The sequence below is a fragment of the Fibrobacter sp. UWB12 genome, from assembly GCF_900142485.1.
In the GTDB taxonomy this organism is placed as follows: domain Bacteria; phylum Fibrobacterota; class Fibrobacteria; order Fibrobacterales; family Fibrobacteraceae; genus Fibrobacter.
This window is the reverse complement of record NZ_FRAZ01000005.1, coordinates 246725-265587: the sequence shown is the minus strand read 5'-3', so window position 1 is coordinate 265587 and position 18863 is coordinate 246725. Positions and strand designations below refer to the sequence as shown.

The window sequence follows — 18863 nt, the reverse complement described above, 5'->3', positions numbered from 1 at the left end:
AAATGAAAACCGTCGTTATTGGAAGCGGTAAGCTCTCGATTGAAGATGTTGTTGCGATTGCGAAAAAGCAAGTCGCGGTGGAACTAGACAGTTCTGCGGAATTTCAGAGAAAGATTGATTCTGGTGCAGAATTCTTGGACGAAGCGCTTGCAGAACATGGTGGCATTTATGGCGTGACAACGGGATATGGCGATTCCTGCACGCAGGTGTTGCCGCCGGAACATTACAGCCAACTTCCGATCAACTTGACGCGATTCCATGGTTGTGGTCTCGGTGATTACTTTGATGCGGAGACGACCCGTGCAATTATGGCGGTGCGCTTGAATACGCTTGCGCAGGGTTTCTCGGGCGTGAGCTATGCACTTTTGAAAATCATTACGCAGTTCTTGCAGAACGATATTTTGCCGCTGATTCCGCAGGAGGGCTCTGTAGGGGCAAGTGGTGACTTGACTCCGCTTTCATATTTGGCTGGTGCAGTCATCGGCGAACGCGATGTGATGTACAAGGGTGAACGTAGGCCTTCTTTGGATGTGATGAAGGAATTGAATATTGCGCCCCACAAGTTCCGCCCTAAAGAAGCGATTGCCATTATGAATGGAACGGCTGCGATGAATGCAGTTGCATGCATGGCGTTTTCGCGCGCTGAATACTTGTGCGACCTTGCTTGCCGAATTACGGCGATGATTACGGTTGCTATGAAGGGGAATGCGTATCACTATTACGAACGCTTATTCGAGGCTAAACCGCATCCGGGATTGGGCTTGGCTGCAAAGAAAATTCGTGAAGCCTTGAATCTCGATGTGGCGAAGAATGTGGTTCCCGAGAAAATCCAGGACCCGTATTCTCTGCGTTGCGCTCCGCATGTGATTGGACTTTTCTATGATTCTAGCGCATTCTTGCGCCAACTGATTGAAATTGAACTCAACAGTGCCAATGACAATCCGATTGTAGATCCGTTCACAAAGAATATTTTCCATGGTGGGCATTTCTATGGCGGGCATATTTGCCTTGCGATGGATACGCTCAAGAATATGGTGGCCAATGTTGCGGATCTTCTTGATCGTCAGCTCGCTATGATTGTCGATATCAAGTTTAATCGAAACTTACCGCCGAATCTTGCGGGTAGCAAGGGCGATTACGATATCAATCACGGCTTTAAGGCGGTGCAGATAGGCGTTTCTGCATGGACGGCAGAAGCTTTGCATTTGACGATGCCGATGAGCGTGTTTAGCCGTTCGACGGAATGCCACAACCAGGACAAGGTCAGCATGGGGACGATTGCGGCTCGTGACTGCATTCGCATTTTGGAGCTTACGGAACAAGTAACGGCAGCAACGCTTTTGGCTTCGGCTCAGGCTTTGCGAATCCGCTTGGATCGCAATGAAATTTCGGAAGACCGCCTCAAAAATCTTCAAGAGACTTACGATCAGGTATTTTCCAAGTTTGCCCCGCTTGAATGTGACCGTCAACTTGAAAAGGACTTGCGCAATACGCTGGAGCTGATTCGCCAGAAATTTTACGCTGTATAAAAGGACTTAAATTCGCATGGCTGTGAAAAAAATTAAGGAAACGATCGAATTCCAAGTTGAATTTTACGATGTCGATTCTATGCAGGTGGCGTGGCACGGCAATTATGTAAAGTACATGGAAGTTGCCCGTTGTGCTCTTTTACGTAAAATTGGGTATGATTACAACGAAATGACGCGTAGCGGTTACACCTGGCCGGTTGTAGATTTGCATATTAAATATGTACGTCCGATGATTTTTATGCAGAAGATTCGTGCCGAAGTGACGCTGATGGAATACGAAGTCTGCATGAAACTCTCGTACAAGTTTATGGATGCAGAAACGGGAGTCGTGCTTACGAAAGCAGAAAGTACACAAATGGCTGTTGATATGAAAACAAAGGATTCGCTTTGGGCTTGCCCGCCATGTTTCGTGGATAAGGTGAAGGCTCTTTTAGCGAAGGAAACGGTAAGGTGATGTTATGACAATGTTTAAAGGGAATATTTGCATTATAATTTTATGTGTAATTTTGGGATGTGGAGTGACATTCGCTGATGTCTTGCGTCATCCGGTGAATAAAAAGTCAAAGCCGGAATTAGAAAGAGCTTTGGCAAAAGTCATGGATTACGAAGTTGCTTCTGGTGATTTTAAACAAACCAAAATCATCCCTCAAAAAAAACGCAAGTTTGTATCGACCGGAACATTCATGGTTTCTAAAAAGAATGGCATTATTTGGAAAACGCAAAAGCCTATTTTTTCGGAATTGGCGCTTAATAATGGCGGAATTTTCGAACGCGATTCTAGCGGCCAGTCGCGCATGCTATTGCCCAAAGACAATCCTATTTTTACAGATTTATCTAGAAATATCCAATCGTTTTTTTCAGGGAAAATATCAGAACTGGAATCTAAATTCCAAATATTCTACGAAAAAAAATCCTGCGGCTTTGTAATGGGACTTGTTCCGCGTGATGGAATGGTCCGCATGGTTATTGATAATGTTATAATTGAAGCATGCAATAATATTGACAAAGTCACTATAACAGATGGTGATAAAACGCCAGTAATGCTTGAATTTTTGAATTACAAGACTGTAGGAAAGAAACTGCAAAAGCGTGAAATTTCTACGCCGTAACACGAATTTTTATGAAGTTCTTTAACGGAATACGATTGAGTGCAAAAACGGGAATTATTCTGTGGGTGGCCATTCACGCCATCTTGATTATTCTCGGTCTTTCTGTTCCGTGGAAGATGGATTCCGACTTGTATTCGATTCTGCCGGATTCCAATGAAATTAAGAATGTGAGCGAAGCTGAAAAAGAGCTCAGTTCCCGAACTGTGCGAAATATTACGGTTCTTGTCGGGCATGAAGATTTCGAGGTTGCGCGCAGTGCTGCGGTTGCGTTGGATCGCATGTTTAAAGAAGATTCTTCATTTGAAGAAACTCGACTTTTTGTAAACGAAAACGCAATGAATGAAATGCGTGAGTTTTTCTTTAAGCATCGTTATACATTGCAGGGGAAAACTATTCGTGAAATGTTTGCAAAAGGCGATTTTGAATCATTAAAGAATAGGGCTCTCCAAAAAATCTATGGTTCATTTTCCATGACGGACTTGAATCATCTTGATGAAGATCCATTTTTGCTGGGGGATGCGGCATTCGAAAATTTTGTGCAGAATTCTCCGATGTCATTGAGCCGCTTTGTTCTTCGCGATAGCGTACTTTATGCGACAGATTCCAATGCTACTTATGTAATGTGGAATGCTGTCCTCTCCAAAAATGTCTCTGCGTTTTCGTCTGAAGAGCATATTATTGCTCGAATGAATCATGTGCTTGATTCCTTGAAAATGGCGCAGCCGGGGCTTCTTGTGGCTAAATCGGGTGTCCCGTTCCACAGCTTTGAAAGTTCTGATCGCGCGAAGTCCGAAATTGCCTGGATTTCGGGCGTATCGATTGTGCTGATTTTGTTGTTGCTTTTATACGTATTCCGTTCTCCGGTTCCAATTCTAGCGACGCTATCGACGATTGCTGTTGGTATTTTTACGGCGCTTGCATCTACATGGTTTGTTTTTGGAAATGTTCATGTTTTTACGTTTGTATTTGGTACAAGCATTATTGGCGTGAGTATTGATTACGCGGTTCACTTTTTTGTCCATAGAAAAGCAGGCGTACGAAATGTACGTTCATGTATTATCAAGGGGCTTTTGCTTGGTTTCTTGACAACAGAACTCAGCTATATCGCGCTTACGTTTGCTGATTTTTCATTGTTGCGCCAAATGGCCGTGTTTTCGATTGTGGGTCTGTTGAGTGCGTTCTTGACGATAACGCTATTGTTCCATGCGGTATTTGAAAATTCGATAGTTTCTAGTGAAGGAACTGAAGCACAATCAGTGCCTGCAAATCTGCCGACTCGATTACCTACAGTATTCCTCAATGCTTATGCAAAACTCCCCAAGTGGGGCGTCCGATTGATATTTGCGCTTTTTGTCCTAGCGCTTCTTCCGGGGCTTAAACAACTCCATATTCATACGGATATTGGCAACTTTTACACGATGAATGATGAGATTAAAGCGTCTGAAACTTTGACCTCGAAACTAAACAATTTGGGTATTGCACCGTCTTATTTTATTGTTGAAGGAAAACAGGATCACATCCTTTTAGAAAATGAAGAACTGCTTACAGAACGCCTTAATCAGGCCGAAAAAGAAGGATTGGTAAAATCGTATTTGGCGGTATCGAATATCATCCCGTCAGGAAGGTTTCAAGCTGGTTCTATTTTGGATTTAGAAAAGCTGGCTTTTGGAATAAAAAAACGATGGACAGAGATTTTAATTAATAATGAATTTCCGCAAATGCTTGCACCTAATGTCAGGAATTATTTAACGGAAATAGGCGTGGAGAACCATTCTATTTTTGTTAAAAGTTTACTTTTATCACAAGATTTTATTGATTTCGAAAAGATTGACAAAAACGATAGATTTGTTGATGTTGATTTAAAGAATGATTTTCCACAATCATTGAGTTTTCTTCTCCAAATGCTTTGGATTGGCCATATCGGGGACAAATATTATAGCGCGGTACTTCCGCTTCATGTGTCCGATGAGTTTGATGCACAAAAGATTGCAGAGGGCTTGCCGAATGTCTATGCGGTGAACAAAATGCAAAACATCAATCATGCGCTTACAAAAATTTCGCATGTTTCGATTGCTCTTGTTGGTGTTGCCTATGCGATTGTTTTCTTGATTCTTGTGATTGTGTATAAATTTAAAGATGCAATACGGATTATTCGTGCGCCTGTCTTAGCTAGTCTTTTTGCGGCTTCGATTTTTGGCTATATGAATATCGATTTCAATTTCTTTGCGATTGTCGGAGTGATTCTTACGCTTGGCATCGGGATAGATTATGCGCTATTCTTTAGAGAAGGTGGGCGCTCGAACTTGACGACAGCGCTTGCGATTATGCTTTCGGCAATGACAACGATTATTTCGTTTGGTAGTCTTGCTTGCAGTGCCTTTGTGCCTGTTCATACGTTTGGTCTTGCCGTACTGCTTGGCATTTCGTGCTGTTTCTTTATTTCGCCATTTAGCGCCAAACGTTAATATTCTAAATTGTTGTAGCCTATGGAAATCGAAAAAAACAAATTGGCTAGTCACGTAAGCCGTTCAAAACCGGTGTACATTAATGATTTTAGCCTTTATTGTATTCTAGGTGGTGATAAAGTTCAAGTTCTTGATGCACTCAAGAATGGACGACGTGGTTGCTTTACCACTTACGACGTGGCTGGTGTTCAGCGCCCTGCAGCAACAATTGACCCTGCTACGCTTGCACCTGTTCAAGAGAAAAAATTTGATAATCGCGTTAATCGGCTTTCTCAGGCGGCTTTGGTGGGAATTGAGAAGACCATTCAAAAAGCAGTCGAAAAATATGGTGCGAATCGCGTTGGTGTTTTTATAGGTTCCTGTGATAATGGTTCCGAAGCATCGTTAGCAGCACTCAAGCAGTTTAAAGAAACTGGTTCATTCCCAGAAGGTTACGTTCTCGATTACCAGCGTGCTGATTTCCCGGCACAGTTTATTGCGCAACGCTATGGAATTACGGGAATGCTTTCGGTTCATTCTACAGCTTGCGCATCTAGCGCGAGTGCTTTTGTCTCGGCGCGCAATAATCTTTATGCAGACAACTGCGATGTGGCGATTGTAGGCGGTGTCGATATCGCCTCTCTCTCGGTGATTCTCGGTTTTGCATCGCTTGAGGCGATGAGCGATAGGCCGACGAATCCGTTTAGTGCAAACCGTTCCGGGCTTACACTTGGTGATGCGGCAGTATTCTTTGTGGTGACGCGAACCCCAGATGCAGACCTTTGCATGGCTGATTGCGAGAATCTTAAAGTTATTGGCTTTGGCGAAAGTGCAGATGCCGACCATATTACTGCTCCACGTGCCGATGGGGAAGGCGCTTATCAGGCAATGAAGGCTGCGCTTGAAGATGCAGGCCTTAACGCCTCTCAGATTGATTATGTGAATTTGCATGGAACAGGAACTGAGTTGAACGATGCTATGGAAAGTCGAGCCGTCCAACGAATTTTTGCAGATTCCATCGGAGCAGAAACAGCAAGTGTCCCGGTAAGTTCAACCAAGGCTCTAACCGGACACACGCTTGGAGCCGCAGGCGCTTTGGAACTTGCATTCTGTTGCCTTGCGATGACTGGAAATCACGAATACCCTCTTCCAGCACATTTATTTGACGGCGTAGTCGATCCGAATCTTCCACCGTTGCATTTAGTAAAAGCGGGCGAAACGGCTAAGAATCTCAAATATTGCATGAGTAATTCATTTGCCTTTGGTGGTTGTAACGTGTCCTTGATTGTCGAAAATGGTGGTGTATGACAGAAGTTTTTGATACAAAAGAATCGGTAAGTGAACTTGTCCCTCACAAGGGCAAAATGTTTTTGCTCGATCGAGTTCGCGATTACAATTTGAAAGAAAATTCCATCACGACCGAAATCGATATTACCCGCGACAATCTGTTTTACGAAGAAGAACTTGGTGGAGTGCCTATTTGGATTGCTTTTGAATACATGGCGCAAAGTGTTTCTGTGTTGTCAGGAATCCATGGGCGTGCAAAAGGCGAAAAACCCAAAAACGGATTTATCATGAGCGTGAGTGCTTTTAAAGCAGACGTTCCTGTTTTTAAAGTTGGTGAAAAAGTCGTTGTCAACGTGATTGAAAATATTCGTATGGATAATGCGGTTACATTTGAAGGTTCTGCAATGGTCAATGGCGCGCTTGCAGTAACCGCAAAGATCAACACGGTTGAAGTCGATGATTCTAAAAATTCTTTGAATTGAATTTTGAGGTATGGTATGGAAAATGAAAAGTCAGTCTTGATTACTGGAGCAAGTGGCGGAATAGGTCTTGCCATTGCTGAAGCTGTCGCGAAAGAAGGTTACACCGTTGTAGCTCATTATAATAGGAACTCCGCTTCGATAGATGAACTTGCCGAACGTATTCGCGCCAATGGTGGAAAAATCCGTACACTTCAATTCAATATTTGCGACCGTGAACAGTGCAAAGAAGTTCTTGAAAAAGACATTGCCGAAAATGGCGTGTACTATGGCGTTGTGACGAATGCAGGCGTCTGTGCCGATGCCGCATTCCCGGCTATGACCGATGAATTTTGGGACAAAGTCCTAAATACAAATTTGAACGGATTTTACAATGTTGTTCATCCGATTGTAATGCCAATGTGTCGTAAGCGCAAAGGCCGTATTATCACGATTTCTTCTGTTTCTGGTGTGATTGGAAATCGCGGGCAAGTCAACTATAGCGCATCCAAGGCTGGCCTTATTGGCGCAACAAAAGCGCTTGCTACAGAACTTGCAAGCCGTAACATTACCGTGAATAGCGTGGCTCCAGGAGTAATTGAAACGGAAATGATTAAGGATGCTCCGCTCGACATGATTCTCCCGACCATCCCAATGAAGCGCGTTGGCAAACCTGAAGAAGTTGCTGCAACGGTTGTCTTCTTGCTTTCCGAAGGCGCTGCGTATATCACTCGCCAGGTCATCTCTGTGAATGGGGGATTGGCGTGAGTCGTCGCGTAGTTGTTACTGGAGGCAGTTGCGTTTCATCTTTAGGGATGGAACTCGATGAAATTTTTGCGCAACTCAAAACTTTGAAAAATCACATTGTCCGTATGGATGATTGGGACAAGTATGCACAAATAAACACGCGTCTGGCGGGCCCAATTCTCTATGATTTGCCGGAGTATCCTCGCAAAAAGATTCGTGGTGCAGGGCGCGTTGGCGTGCTTGCTATAGCATCTGCAGACAAGGCTATGCAAATGGCTGGGCTAGTGAGCGAAAAAGAACTCCTTAAATCGGGTCGTGTAGGAGTCGCTTATGGCTCTTCTATGGGGAGTGTGCGACCGCTTCTCGATTTTGTTTCCATGCAGAATCCGCCCTATGATTGCTCAAAAGTTTCGGCAACAACGTATATCCAGTCGATGCCGCAAACAACGGCAGTCAATGTGAGCTTGTTCTTTGGTTTGACCGGCCGACTCATTACGACAAATACCGCATGTACGAGCGGCAGCCTTTCGATTGGTTATGCTTACGAAGCGATTAAATATGGCATGCAAGATGTAATGATTGCAGGCGGTGCCGAAGAGTTGGCTGCAACAGAAACGGCAGTGTTTGACTCACTTTTTGCAACGAGCGTCAAGAATGATTCTCCAGAAATTACGCCTGCTCCGTACGATCGCGACCGAGACGGCCTTGTTATCGGCGAGGGCGCGGGAACGCTTGTGCTCGAAGAATACGAGCATGCGAAGGCTCGCGGTGCGCATATTTATGCGGAACTTGTTGGCTTTGGGCACAATACGGATGGCGAACACATCACGCAGCCCAAGAAAGAGACCATGCAAAAATCTCTTGAAATTGCTCTTGATGATGCGCAAATTTCACCGAATGCCATTGGCTATGTGAACGGTCACGGAACAGCGACTCATTTTGGAGATATCGCAGAAAGCTGGGCCACATTTAATGCATTTAAGCAACGTCCGGTAGCCATATCAAGCCTTAAGAGTTACATCGGCCATACGCTTGGAGCATGTGGCGGAATTGAAGCATGGCTCGGCATTAACATGATGAATCGCGGTTGGTTCAGTCCCAATTTGAACTTGAAAAATGTCGATCCGGAATGTGCTCCGCTAGATTACATCACTGGTAACGGGCGTGAAATGGATACGGAGTATGTTATGTCGAACAACTTTGCGTTCGGCGGCATCAATACTTCGCTCATTTTCAAACGCGTTTAATCGCTCTGTCACCCCGGACTTGTTCCGGGGTCACCATCTCGTTTGTTGATTATGCGCTAAGCAATTTTTCGACGGTCGCGATAATCTTGTCGCGTTCACCGCACCAATTGGGCGCGATTAAGAGTTCGCTTGGGCTCTCTCCGCTAAATCGTTCAATCGCAATATCCTTGCCGATGATCTTAATCATCTCGGCAACGGCTTCGCAGTATTCTTCGAACGAAAGCAATTTGACTTCGCCGTTGGCGTAATCCTGCGCCATGACCGTGCCCACAACAATGTGGAGCGGATGAATCTTGACAGCTGCAAGTTTTAAATCGTGAACGACTTGTGCCGTGTGCTTAAAGTCTTCCATCTTTTCGCCGGGAAGTCCAACAATCACATGCGTCGTGACGGTGAGGCCTGCTGCTTGGCAACGCTTCACAGCATCCTCAAATTCGGCAAGCGTGTGACGGCGATTGATGCCTGCAAGCGTCAAGTCATTTGCTGTTTGGAGCCCGATTTCAACGATAATCGGCTTTTTGCGGTTGAGTTCCGCAAGGTATTCAATCTTTTCGTTTTCAAGGCAGTCTGGGCGCGTGCCAATGGCAAGGCCTGCAATTTCCTTGTGCTTGATAATAGGGTCGATAATGCCCTTCAAGTGTTCAAGCGGAGCATGTGTATTCGTGTACGGTTGCAAATAGGCGAGGATGCCTGCATTCGGGTACTTGTCACGGAGCTTTGGAACAAACTTTTCGAGTTGTTCTTGAATCGAAACTTTTGCCTCGTCAAAAACAGGGCTAAAGCTGCGATTATTGCAGTAGCTACAGCCCGAAAATCCCTTGGTTCCATCGAGGTTTGGGCAAGTCATGCCGCCGTTGAGCGGGAGTTTCCTCACCTTGAGGTAATTGGGGAAAAGTTCCAAAAGTAAATCGCGATAAGGTTTGTAATGCATAAGCGCTAATATAGTATTTTAAGGTTCACCACCGTAGATGATATAACTGCCATCGGCTCTCGTGAACTTGATGTTATAATCTACATGCTGAAATTTGTAAGTCGGTTTTTGGCTATGGAATTTATTTTTCTCAATCTTATAAAAGCAATTGTCAATTTTCAAATAACTACCAACGAATTTAGGCGATTCCGCGGAATTTTCTCTTGGACAATGGTCAATTTCGAGCGTATCTAGATTTTTCTTTTTGTTGTCTTGCAGTATAATAGCGCAAACCGTTGAATAATCGTCTTCTTTTTCAATGCGCAGACGGTATTGATCTGTAGAATCAAGTTCTTCAAGAGCTCCTTTGCTTTCGTTATTTCGTACGCTTATCTTATACGAATTCATCGATGTCGTGTAATATTTCAAATCTATAGTTTTGTGAAAATCATCATCCCAACCCATGATGTGATGATCATGAGTTGTACCCCATTGCTCTAGAGTGACCTTGACGATTGCCGTTGTATCATTTTCAAGCCCATAAAAACGCCAAACATGGGCTTCTTTTTCGATTTCATAATCGGTTGCACAGCCGCACCAAAAAAGCACTGATAAAGCCATTAAAAACGGAAACGTATTTTTCAAAATCTTAATCATGGATTCCTCTCGTCATTGATGCAGAATGCTTGAACCATCGGATAGAGATCTTTAGGACATTCGACAATGCCACTTGCAACGATGTTATTATCCCTTGTATTTTTTACATATTCGAGGCAATATTGCGTATCTGCATCTTTTTCGGTACTTGTCCACACAAGCATATATTTCGCCGCAAATTTTCCATTCGTTCCATTTTCTAATTTCTGTTGCACGAATGTTGAACGTTCATGCGAAAACGCGTTCGGATAAATATTGAGGGATAATTCCTCTGCGCTTGGAATTCGTGAACCTTCAGGACAAAATGCTTTTGCCTGATCCAAAGTCATGTATGACTTTTCATTGTAATAATCGAATTTTATTTCAATGTCAGATTCTTCCCAATTAGAGACGCATTGGAATCCTAGTAGGGTAGGGTCAGGGCACTTTGTCGATTCCTTGATTTTATTTTTCCAATTTGCAAAATATTTGTCAAAAGAATCGCTTTTATTTTTGATGCTATCAAGCGGAATGGTGCTATCGCCAGGAACTTCTGCGGCGCGCAAAGACGTGCGTCCATTGCGTTCACGAACTTCGTATGGTTCGCCCTTTGGAGAAATCACTTTGATTAACTCCAAGTAATGAACACTTACACTACCGTTCATTCTTGAGTTTTGTGAATCAAAATACAGCTTCCATCCATCAACTTCAACGACATAGAAGTTGTTTTCATGAGTTCCACCAGTAATTTTTTCAGGATTATCAATTTTTATAAAGAAATTGTTGATATCTTCCCATACAACTCGTCCCCATCCAAAATTTGCTGCAGTATATTCATCGACGCAACCAAAATATAGGGATTCGACTTTATCCCAAAATAAAGAGGTGCCATTTATACCATTTTTGCAATAGTCTTTGGGGTATTTATTGCGTTCTATCGCACGATGAGTTATAAGCTCGCAATCCTCAGTCCCTTTCCATAAGGGGAATATGCATCGATATCCAACACTATCGATTTCAACGACTTCGCCATTATTTTCTTTTTCGCAAAAATGTCCATTTTTTACAGGAATAGGAATTTCTTTTTCTGTAGCAACATCCCAATAATAGCTTGAACCTTCGCGGCAGATATAATAAATATCATCGTATTTCTTGATGTATTTTGTATACCCCTTAGTGCAAATATCGCCATTATATTGAGGAATCGGAATTTCAACCCATTTCTCATTGCATATGTAATATCCTAAAGAATCATGCATGGCTTTGATATCTTTTCTTGATCTATCGCAATCACCCAAGTAATACGTGAATTTGTCCACTTCTTTCCAAACGCTATCGCGGCACATGTAATATTTGTTATTGAGGATAGTTGATTTGCCAAGATTGTTATCACCATCGCATAAGCCCACTTTATTCTTGACATAAACATCTATTGAATTACGCCATTTATAATCCTCAGTGACTTTGTCAGACCATAAGTACTTTCCATTTTCATAGACACATGCAAAATTCGTGGAATTGTAATCGACAAAGAAACCTTCATATATTCTATTGCAAACCGCATTCATATAGGGGAGAGCTTCATTCCCCAGCATTACGTTCCAAGTTTTCTTTTCTGTATTACAAATGTAGACCACGTTATTGTGGATGACAGTATCTTTTCGATCTGCGGTACATACGCCATTGGTGACTTCAAAATCATCTTCGAGTCGCCACTTGTACTTTTTATTTTCATAGTCGCAAAAGAACGTTTTATTATTGTATATGCTATTCTTGTTAGAAATTTTCACTGTTTTCTTGTAATTGGCGCTGTCGCATTTTGATAAGCCAAAGGATTTTTCCCATAAATCAGAATAAAGTTCATTCATGTCTTTAGAGAATGTAACATCTGCTATTTCAGATTCCGAAAGTACATCACGCCATGTTTTTCCACTACCCACGGCAGAACGCAATGAATTGAAGTTCCTATAAAATGCGCTATCGTTTAAATCTACAACAGTAAGAGCATTGAGATGACGATTTAGTTCTGTTAGCGCTTGAGCATTTTCATTTTTTTCAAAGTCTATATTTTGCTTTTTCGAATAATCCAACAGCTCAAAAATTTCACGGAGCGCTTTTTCCTTAGCGCGTGCCAAATAGAATCCATCTTCTTGAACGAGATACTTTACACGATTACTTCCTAAAGCAATTGGTAGGTTGAGTACAGGTTTTGCATTATTGTCAATGTCAACATATTCCACAAGATCAATTTTGAGTTTGCTTGCCGAATCGTTATAGAGACATGTGTACTTGATGCGCACAATAGGCGAGGTGTATTCCTGATAATCCGTTTTGAAAACGATATTTCCATTACGCTCGCGTTCGAGTTTCGCTTTTACCGTGGCTATAGAATCAAGATTCTGGTCGATAACATCAATGTCGATATCTACAGGAATGATTTTGGCACTCAAGCTAAATGAACCTTCAAGCGTAAGCGACCTGCTTTCTATATTCTCGTTGCCTTCGATATAATGAATAGCAGAAGTAGTCGACTTGTCATCACTGCAAGACGTAAGGATTATCCCTAAACAAATTATCAAAATTAATCTAATCATTTTCATCCCCATCCTTAAAGCATAAAGTTTGCACGCCCGGATACAAATCCTTAGGACATTCGATTATTTGACTCTTGGGGCTATCTTTATCTTCTTTGCGAATTTCAAGGCAATATTGCGTATCTGCATCTTTGGAAACAGAGGTCCAATAAATGTCATAGAGATACGTTTTCGTATTGTAGCGTACATACAAAGGACTATCATGATTTACGGTCGAGTCTACACCAAATACGTTTAAAAAGTTTTCTGGCAATCCACTAGTATCGGGGAGGTGATAACCCTTCGGGCAGAATTTTTCGGCTTTTTCAAAATTCATATAAGAATCCTTGCCGACATGCGTAAGCTGCATGAGATAGACGGGATATGCACTTTCGGAATGTGCGTATTGGTTTATGAAGTCGTCAAAGCTATCGCTTTTATCAGTCAAAGACTTGAGCGAAATAGTTTGATCGCCGCGTAGGCTCGAAAGGTAAGGGACCTTGTCAATAAATTTTGCACCATAAGTATGCGAATCCATTGTGGCTGTGCTATTGACGATTTCAAAGCGACCAGCCCAATTTATAACTTGATTGACCGTATATGTAAATTCATTTTTAGTCGCTTGTATTGTACAACTGTCTAGGTATATACCTTTGTCAAAAGCATCTAATTCATAATCATCTCTTCCATTAAATCGAGTGTAATCCCATTTGCGGGATTTATGGTCGCAATAAAAATAGACTTGCGTTACATCGTTCCAATAAATTTTTGTTCCCTTGCTACCATTGTTACATTCGTCTTTATGCGCTGTATCGTGTTTGTAGAATTCTATTTCGTATTTGTCTAACTTATTCCACGAATAATATTTGCAAGTAAAATACTCGTCGTTTACTTTTTCCGTAATTCCTGCTGTAGAATCCGTGCAGAATTTTCCATTCTTTTTATATTGTTCGGTTCCTTCTTTTGATATTTCATTCCATTCGCGGTCCCATACATAGGTGCAACGGTAGAACTTTTTATCGACTTCGACAATTCGGCCACTTCTACATTTTTCAAAGGCTTTAACCGGCGGGAGAATTTTTTCTTCTGGTATAGGATTCCAGTAACCAGTGTTAAAGCACATGAAATATTGATTGTCATAAAGTACAACTTCTCCACCTTCACAAACATCGCCAAAGTATTCGGGAGCGCTTATTCCTTGCCATTCTTTACCATTGCAAGAATAGTATCTGCCTTTTTTTAACATGGCTTTTTCGTATTTACGGGTAATCGTACATTTCCCCAAAGCTTCCACAACAGAATCTATAATAGAGCTGTCTTTAGGAACAACGCTACTAGAACTTTGTGTATCCGGCGGGGTTATAATCGGTTTGGTCTCGCAATTGTAAGGTTTCTTTCCTTGTACAATCCACACCGCAGCATTATAACGAAGTTCCGTGAAATCGCGTTCGTTCTTGAGCTTTTCAAGAACATCTTTGTTGCAACGGGATTCTTCAAGCTTGTAATAGTCAGAAAGCTTTTCCGATACTTCGGCTACGGACAAAATTTCATCCCATTTTTTTGAACCGCCTACAGCTTGCGAGAGCTTTTTGAAGTTCTTATAGAATGTGGAATCCCATGTGAAAAATAGGCAGTAGTTATATGCAAGCGCTTCGAGAGTGTCTAATTGATACGGGGCATTTTCGATACCGTATTCATATTCTAATTCTGGATCCAAAAGATTGTGTATCGCTTGACGTGTATGCAATTTCGCTAAACTATAGGATTCATTCTTTTTCAAAAGTTTTTTGATATAAGCGCTTTCAATGGTGCGGTAAAAGCCGATATTCTGAAATTCTTTTTCTTTCAAATTTGCAATAATCGTAAATTGCATTTCTGTTGTGTCTTTCGAATCCCTGAATCGGCATGTAAAATCAATCTGGGCAAAAGGCTCTTGGAAATGTATTTCAGGAGCTTTGTAGGTAAATTCAAGTCGGTTTCTTTCAATACGCGCTGATACGGTTCCCTTTTTTTCGAAATTTTCATCCAACGCAGAAATATTCATTTTTACGGGTTCTAGCACAGAGACCAAATTGAACCGGCCTTCAAACGCAATTCTCTCGTCAAAAATTTCATTTGCGCTAGTATCAATCGCTATGGGTTGTTGGCCAAAGCGGTCATCTACATCTTCAAAATGTCCCGAGTAATAGGTATCAGAGCCACATGCTGCAAGCATTATGGCATAAGCAAAAATAACAAATTTCAATAATTTAAAATTCATTTCCATAACCCCTCGACATTTATCAGCAATGCAGAATCAGGGACTCCTTCAGGGTAAACAGAATCGATGATATCTTTATCTCCAGTCCATGCGTAATAGGTCTGCTGTTGTTGACCGAATAAATATGCGGTAGGCCATTCTTTGTCGGAATAAGTAAAGGTGTGGCACAGATAAAGAGAATCATTATAAATGTAGGTTCTACTGTTTGTTTCTACATTACAAGGAATTTGCCTGTATTTAAGAATGATATTAACATCATTTGTCTTTTCCCAGCCTTCTAATCCACAAGTGTAGATAATTGAATCCATTTCTGCGACTTGAGGATTATAAATATTGATTTCTCCTGGTCTTAATTCATTGGGGTTACAAATTCCCATTTTTTCTTCTTCGGGTTCACGGATTCTCCAATGTTGCCATTTAATGTAACCCTGTTTCATGCGCTCCGCACATACAAATACGCTATCGTAAAATTCACTACGGCGATTTGCATTAACCAAAGTATCTCCGATGTATTTGTCATTACAGACATCCATGCCGTAAGTCGATTCCCAAAAATCTGGAATGTAATCATCATATCCGTAAAATGTCATTCCGGGAACGTTATTCCATTTCAAATTTTTAAAAGTACGAACAAAAGCATCTGCAGCGCGCACGCGGAATAATGTATCAGCCCATTCTCCATCGCGAATTGCATCTTGCAATTCAAGGAAATCGCTGTAAAATACTGAATCAGAGATAAAATAGCGTGTATAAACGTAGGGGATTTGGATAGGACTCATCGAAGAAACGTTTGGCCTACATCTATCTCTTTCAAATTCTCGGTCTGAAATTCCAAAATCTTTCATATTGTCATACGCTTTTTTCGTTGCATCTTCGTACGACATTTGTTTTTCGTGCAAAAAGTATTCGACCGCTTTTGATGCAGTTGCAGTATAGATGTTCAATACAGGGTTTTGGGATCCGTCATCTATCAATGGTTTAGTTACATTCGCATTCATGGGCGCAAAACTGGAAAATTCCATTTTCATCGTGTCGTTTTCGCTGATGGCATGAGTAAATGCTGTAATTTTGGCATATTCACCATATTGGAGAGGCGCGGTTTCGAATAAACACGGAGAGCCGCTAAAACATTGTTTTCGTGTTTTAACCGTTTTTTCTATAACATTGTTTTTAGAAAAAATGGTGATGTTTACGGAATCGGGAATGATTCGATTTTCCAAATAAACTTCTACGGTGAATTGTTTTAAGTCTACAGGCTGAGTTATACCGGAACTATCGCCGCTAGAGCATGCGGCGAATAAAACAAAAATCAAGAACAACATTACTAATCGCAACATACCCATAATATAGATATTGCATGAAAAATCCCAATTCTGCTCATCTTTTGAAAATTACGCTTCATCAGAAAAAAATGTAATAACGTGATTACAAATACATTTACATGCACAAAGCAATCAATACACTTGCTACACATTTTGCGTCATTTGCATTTTAATGGCGCTAAAAAACGCCCCAAATCGCCAAAAAAACGCACTTCGAGTATATATTTAAACGTGAAAAATAAAAGCCCAGGATCCTTCACATTCGTTTAGGATGACGATTTGAATGTTCTGAGAAAAAACGAGGAAATCGTATGATTTTAAAGAATAAGAAAGCACTTGCAATTGCCGCAACGTTCGCCATGGCATTCTCGATGCCGTCGCTAGCTCAATTGAATAACGGTGACATGGAATACGGCGATGGCGGCTGGTATCTGTGGAATAATCCCGATGGTCCAGCTAAAGTTGAATCGCAAATTGCAGTGCAGGGGCTTGGCGTTGACGGTTCCCAGGGCGCAAAGGTCGTGGTGAAGGATCTGCCGAATCCGTGGTGGGGTTTGCAGCTCCAGCCGCCTAAATGGCTTGCCGATTCCGGTTTTTACAAGCTCACGTTCAAGGCTAAGGGCAATATGCCCATTAATTCCGTAGTGCAGGGTGGCCCTCCAGACTACCGCCAAAAAGAAAGCGCCTCTTTTGACTTGACGGACAAATGGCAGACTTATGAAATGATTTTCCTTGCCGACCAGAAGGGCTATGGTCTCAATAACATTACATTCCAGATTGGCCTCAAAAAAGGCTGGATTCAGCTCGACGATGTTGAAGTCGAAAAAATGGATGAAATGTCGGACCCGGCTTGGTTCGAAGCCGCAGACTCCCGCATCGATAGCTTGCGCAAAGCGGATTTCGTTGTTAAGGCAAATCCAGGCGAAAAGGTCCACGTGAAGCTCTTGCGCCATTCATTCCCGTTTGGTACGGCTCTCGCGCTTTACGATACCAAGGACAGCACCGAAAATTGGTACCGCAATGCCGCCAAGAAGTACTTCTGGCATGGCGTTTCTGAAAACCAGTTCAAGTGGCCGGAATACGAACCGAAAAAGGGCAAAATCAAACGTGAAGAAATGAAGGAATACACGGATTTCACGGCCCAGAATCATTGGAAACTTCGCGGTCATGCACTCATGTGGAGCCATCAAGGCTACGGCTTCGACAAGCATTACAGCAATAAGGGTAGCTGTGAAGAAATGGCCGAAAAGCTCAAAGCTCGTATCTATCGCGACCTCAAGGAATACAAGGGCAAGATTACAGAATACGATGTGTGGAATGAACCGATTCATGAATCCTGGACGTTCAACAAATGCGGTTGGGAAGTTCTTGACAGCGCTTTCGTTTGGGCACACAAGGCAGACCCGAGTGCAATTCTTTACATCAACGACTATAATGTTGTTGCTGCGGGCGAAACAGACCGTTATTATGGCTTGATCAAAGGAATGCTCGATCGCAAGGTGCCTGTGATGGGCATTGGCGTGCAGTGCCATTTTGGTCTCCGTCCGGTGATTCCGGGACTTATCAAGGCTCGTCTCGACAAGCTTGCATCTCTCGGCCTCCCGATCAAGGTCACGGAATTCGACGTGGGCGACTGGCAAGCCGGTATGAACGATACCGAAGAAGTTCAGGCCGAAAAGTTCGAAACATTCCTCCGTACTGCATTTAGCCACCCGGCTGTGAACGGCATCGTGTTCTGGGGTTTCTGGGACAACCGTCATTGGGTCAAGAACGGTGGCATGATTGCTTCTGACGGTCGTGAAAAGCCCGCTGCAAAGCGCGTATACGACTTGTGGCACAAGGTTTGGACAACAGACCTCTACGCTACCGCTGACGAAAATGGCGAAGCCAAGTTCCGTGGCTTCAAGGGTTACTACCAAGTCAACGCTGGCGATAAGAAGTATCAGATTACAGTGAAGTAATGTTGTGCAAGGCGACCCCGGAATAAATGCAGCCGAGGTGAACGCTGCGAAAATGCTTGCATTTTCATAGCTGAGCCGAAGGGCATTGTACTTGTACAAATCCGGGGTGACAGGCTTCGCCTGCTTTGTCATGCCGGACACAGTTCTGGCATCGCCTTTTATAAGCCGCGTCATGCGGCTTTTTTACTATCTTGCGTTTCATGAAACAGAAAATCCCCGGAATCCTTTTTTTACTTGCCATGCCTCTTTCCGTCTTGCTTTACATCAAGGTGGAGGCTCTCTCAGGCTCGGAAATTCTCGGGCTGTTTTCTGCGGTGGCGCTTTACGTTGTTGTCGCGCTCATCATCGCTTTGCTTTTTAACAAAAAAGATTAAAAAGGA

At 42.5% G+C, this 18863-nt stretch carries 15 protein-coding genes; 10 read left to right on the top strand and 5 right to left on the bottom strand.

Annotated elements, in window-relative coordinates; translation table 11 throughout:
- Positions 1-2: 2 nt before the first annotated feature.
- From hutH to BUA34_RS09435, 8 genes are all read left to right on the top strand, one after another.
- Complete coding sequence (gene hutH, locus BUA34_RS09470) at positions 3-1529, top strand: HAL/PAL/TAL family ammonia-lyase (protein ID WP_072828752.1); 1527 nt, start codon at positions 3-5, stop codon at positions 1527-1529.
- A 16-nt stretch (positions 1530-1545) separates the two neighbouring features.
- Complete coding sequence (locus BUA34_RS09465; RefSeq protein ID WP_072828748.1) at positions 1546-1983, top strand: acyl-CoA thioesterase; 438 nt, start codon at positions 1546-1548, stop codon at positions 1981-1983.
- A gap of 4 nt (positions 1984-1987) precedes the next feature.
- Positions 1988-2638 carry a LolA family protein gene (locus BUA34_RS09460; protein ID WP_072828745.1) on the top strand — a complete coding sequence of 217 codons (651 nt, stop codon included), beginning with the start codon at positions 1988-1990 and terminating at the stop codon, positions 2636-2638.
- A 167-nt stretch (positions 2639-2805) separates the two neighbouring features.
- Entirely contained in the window at positions 2806-5103 is a 2298-nt protein-coding gene (locus tag BUA34_RS09455) for an MMPL family transporter (RefSeq protein WP_254794411.1), read from the top strand.
- Between the two features lie 21 nt (positions 5104-5124).
- Entirely contained in the window at positions 5125-6390 is a 1266-nt protein-coding gene (locus BUA34_RS09450; RefSeq protein ID WP_072828740.1) for a beta-ketoacyl synthase N-terminal-like domain-containing protein, read from the top strand.
- Positions 6387-6851: a hotdog family protein gene (locus BUA34_RS09445; RefSeq protein ID WP_072828737.1), complete on the top strand. Its 465-nt coding sequence runs from the start codon at positions 6387-6389 to the stop codon at positions 6849-6851. Before BUA34_RS09450 ends, BUA34_RS09445 begins: the two co-directional genes overlap by 4 nt.
- Positions 6852-6866: 15 nt before the next feature.
- On the top strand, positions 6867-7595 hold the full coding sequence (gene fabG / locus BUA34_RS09440) for a 3-oxoacyl-ACP reductase FabG (RefSeq protein WP_072828734.1): 729 nt from the start codon (positions 6867-6869) through the stop codon (positions 7593-7595).
- Entirely contained in the window at positions 7592-8821 is a 1230-nt protein-coding gene (locus BUA34_RS09435) for a beta-ketoacyl-ACP synthase (protein ID WP_072828731.1), read from the top strand. Before fabG ends, BUA34_RS09435 begins: the two co-directional genes overlap by 4 nt.
- Positions 8822-8870: 49 nt before the next feature.
- Here BUA34_RS09435 and BUA34_RS09430 read toward each other — a convergent pair whose 3' ends face one another.
- From BUA34_RS09430 to BUA34_RS09410, 5 genes are read right to left on the bottom strand one after another with little or no spacing between them, the layout of a single operon-like run.
- On the bottom strand, positions 8871-9752 hold the full coding sequence (locus BUA34_RS09430) for a tRNA modification radical SAM protein MnmL/YtqA (protein WP_072828728.1): 882 nt from the start codon (positions 9750-9752) through the stop codon (positions 8871-8873).
- Positions 9753-9770: 18 nt separating this feature from the next.
- Positions 9771-10388, bottom strand: a complete 618-nt coding sequence (locus BUA34_RS09425) for a hypothetical protein (RefSeq protein WP_072828724.1) — start codon at positions 10386-10388, stop codon at positions 9771-9773.
- On the bottom strand, positions 10385-12961 hold the full coding sequence (locus BUA34_RS09420) for a hypothetical protein (protein WP_072828723.1): 2577 nt from the start codon (positions 12959-12961) through the stop codon (positions 10385-10387). Before BUA34_RS09420 ends, BUA34_RS09425 begins: the two co-directional genes overlap by 4 nt.
- Positions 12954-15200: a hypothetical protein gene (locus BUA34_RS09415; RefSeq protein ID WP_254794410.1), complete on the bottom strand. Its 2247-nt coding sequence runs from the start codon at positions 15198-15200 to the stop codon at positions 12954-12956. Before BUA34_RS09415 ends, BUA34_RS09420 begins: the two co-directional genes overlap by 8 nt.
- Entirely contained in the window at positions 15197-16522 is a 1326-nt protein-coding gene (locus tag BUA34_RS09410; RefSeq protein WP_072828718.1) for a hypothetical protein, read from the bottom strand. The genes BUA34_RS09415 and BUA34_RS09410 overlap by 4 nt, the downstream gene beginning before the upstream one ends.
- Positions 16523-16833: 311 nt before the next feature.
- Here BUA34_RS09410 and BUA34_RS09405 point away from each other — a divergent pair, with 311 nt between their 5' ends.
- Together BUA34_RS09405 and BUA34_RS15920 are read left to right on the top strand one after the other, a co-directional pair.
- Positions 16834-18483, top strand: a complete 1650-nt coding sequence (locus BUA34_RS09405) for an endo-1,4-beta-xylanase (protein WP_072828714.1) — start codon at positions 16834-16836, stop codon at positions 18481-18483.
- Positions 18484-18683: 200 nt separating this feature from the next.
- Positions 18684-18857: a hypothetical protein gene (locus BUA34_RS15920; protein WP_175545445.1), complete on the top strand. Its 174-nt coding sequence runs from the start codon at positions 18684-18686 to the stop codon at positions 18855-18857.
- Positions 18858-18863: the final 6 nt, after the last annotated feature.

What these genes read in the sequence shown, in the direction of transcription:
- BUA34_RS09465 (WP_072828748.1), top strand. Translation starts at nt 1,546, where the DNA reads ATGGCTGTGAAAAAAATTAAGGAAACGATCGAATTCCAAGTTGAATTT.
- BUA34_RS09430 (WP_072828728.1), bottom strand. Translation starts at nt 9,752, where the DNA reads ATGCATTACAAACCTTATCGCGATTTACTTTTGGAACTTTTCCCCAAT.
- BUA34_RS09415 (WP_254794410.1), bottom strand. Translation starts at nt 15,200, where the DNA reads ATGAATTTTAAATTATTGAAATTTGTTATTTTTGCTTATGCCATAATG.
- BUA34_RS09410 (WP_072828718.1), bottom strand. Translation starts at nt 16,522, where the DNA reads ATGTTGTTCTTGATTTTTGTTTTATTCGCCGCATGCTCTAGCGGCGAT.
- BUA34_RS09420 (WP_072828723.1), bottom strand. Translation starts at nt 12,961, where the DNA reads ATGATTAGATTAATTTTGATAATTTGTTTAGGGATAATCCTTACGTCT.
- BUA34_RS09460 (WP_072828745.1), top strand. Translation starts at nt 1,988, where the DNA reads ATGACAATGTTTAAAGGGAATATTTGCATTATAATTTTATGTGTAATT.
- hutH (WP_072828752.1), top strand. Translation starts at nt 3, where the DNA reads ATGAAAACCGTCGTTATTGGAAGCGGTAAGCTCTCGATTGAAGATGTT.
- BUA34_RS09425 (WP_072828724.1), bottom strand. Translation starts at nt 10,388, where the DNA reads ATGATTAAGATTTTGAAAAATACGTTTCCGTTTTTAATGGCTTTATCA.
- BUA34_RS09445 (WP_072828737.1), top strand. Translation starts at nt 6,387, where the DNA reads ATGACAGAAGTTTTTGATACAAAAGAATCGGTAAGTGAACTTGTCCCT.
- BUA34_RS09450 (WP_072828740.1), top strand. Translation starts at nt 5,125, where the DNA reads ATGGAAATCGAAAAAAACAAATTGGCTAGTCACGTAAGCCGTTCAAAA.
- BUA34_RS15920 (WP_175545445.1), top strand. Translation starts at nt 18,684, where the DNA reads ATGAAACAGAAAATCCCCGGAATCCTTTTTTTACTTGCCATGCCTCTT.
- fabG (WP_072828734.1), top strand. Translation starts at nt 6,867, where the DNA reads ATGGAAAATGAAAAGTCAGTCTTGATTACTGGAGCAAGTGGCGGAATA.
- BUA34_RS09405 (WP_072828714.1), top strand. Translation starts at nt 16,834, where the DNA reads ATGATTTTAAAGAATAAGAAAGCACTTGCAATTGCCGCAACGTTCGCC.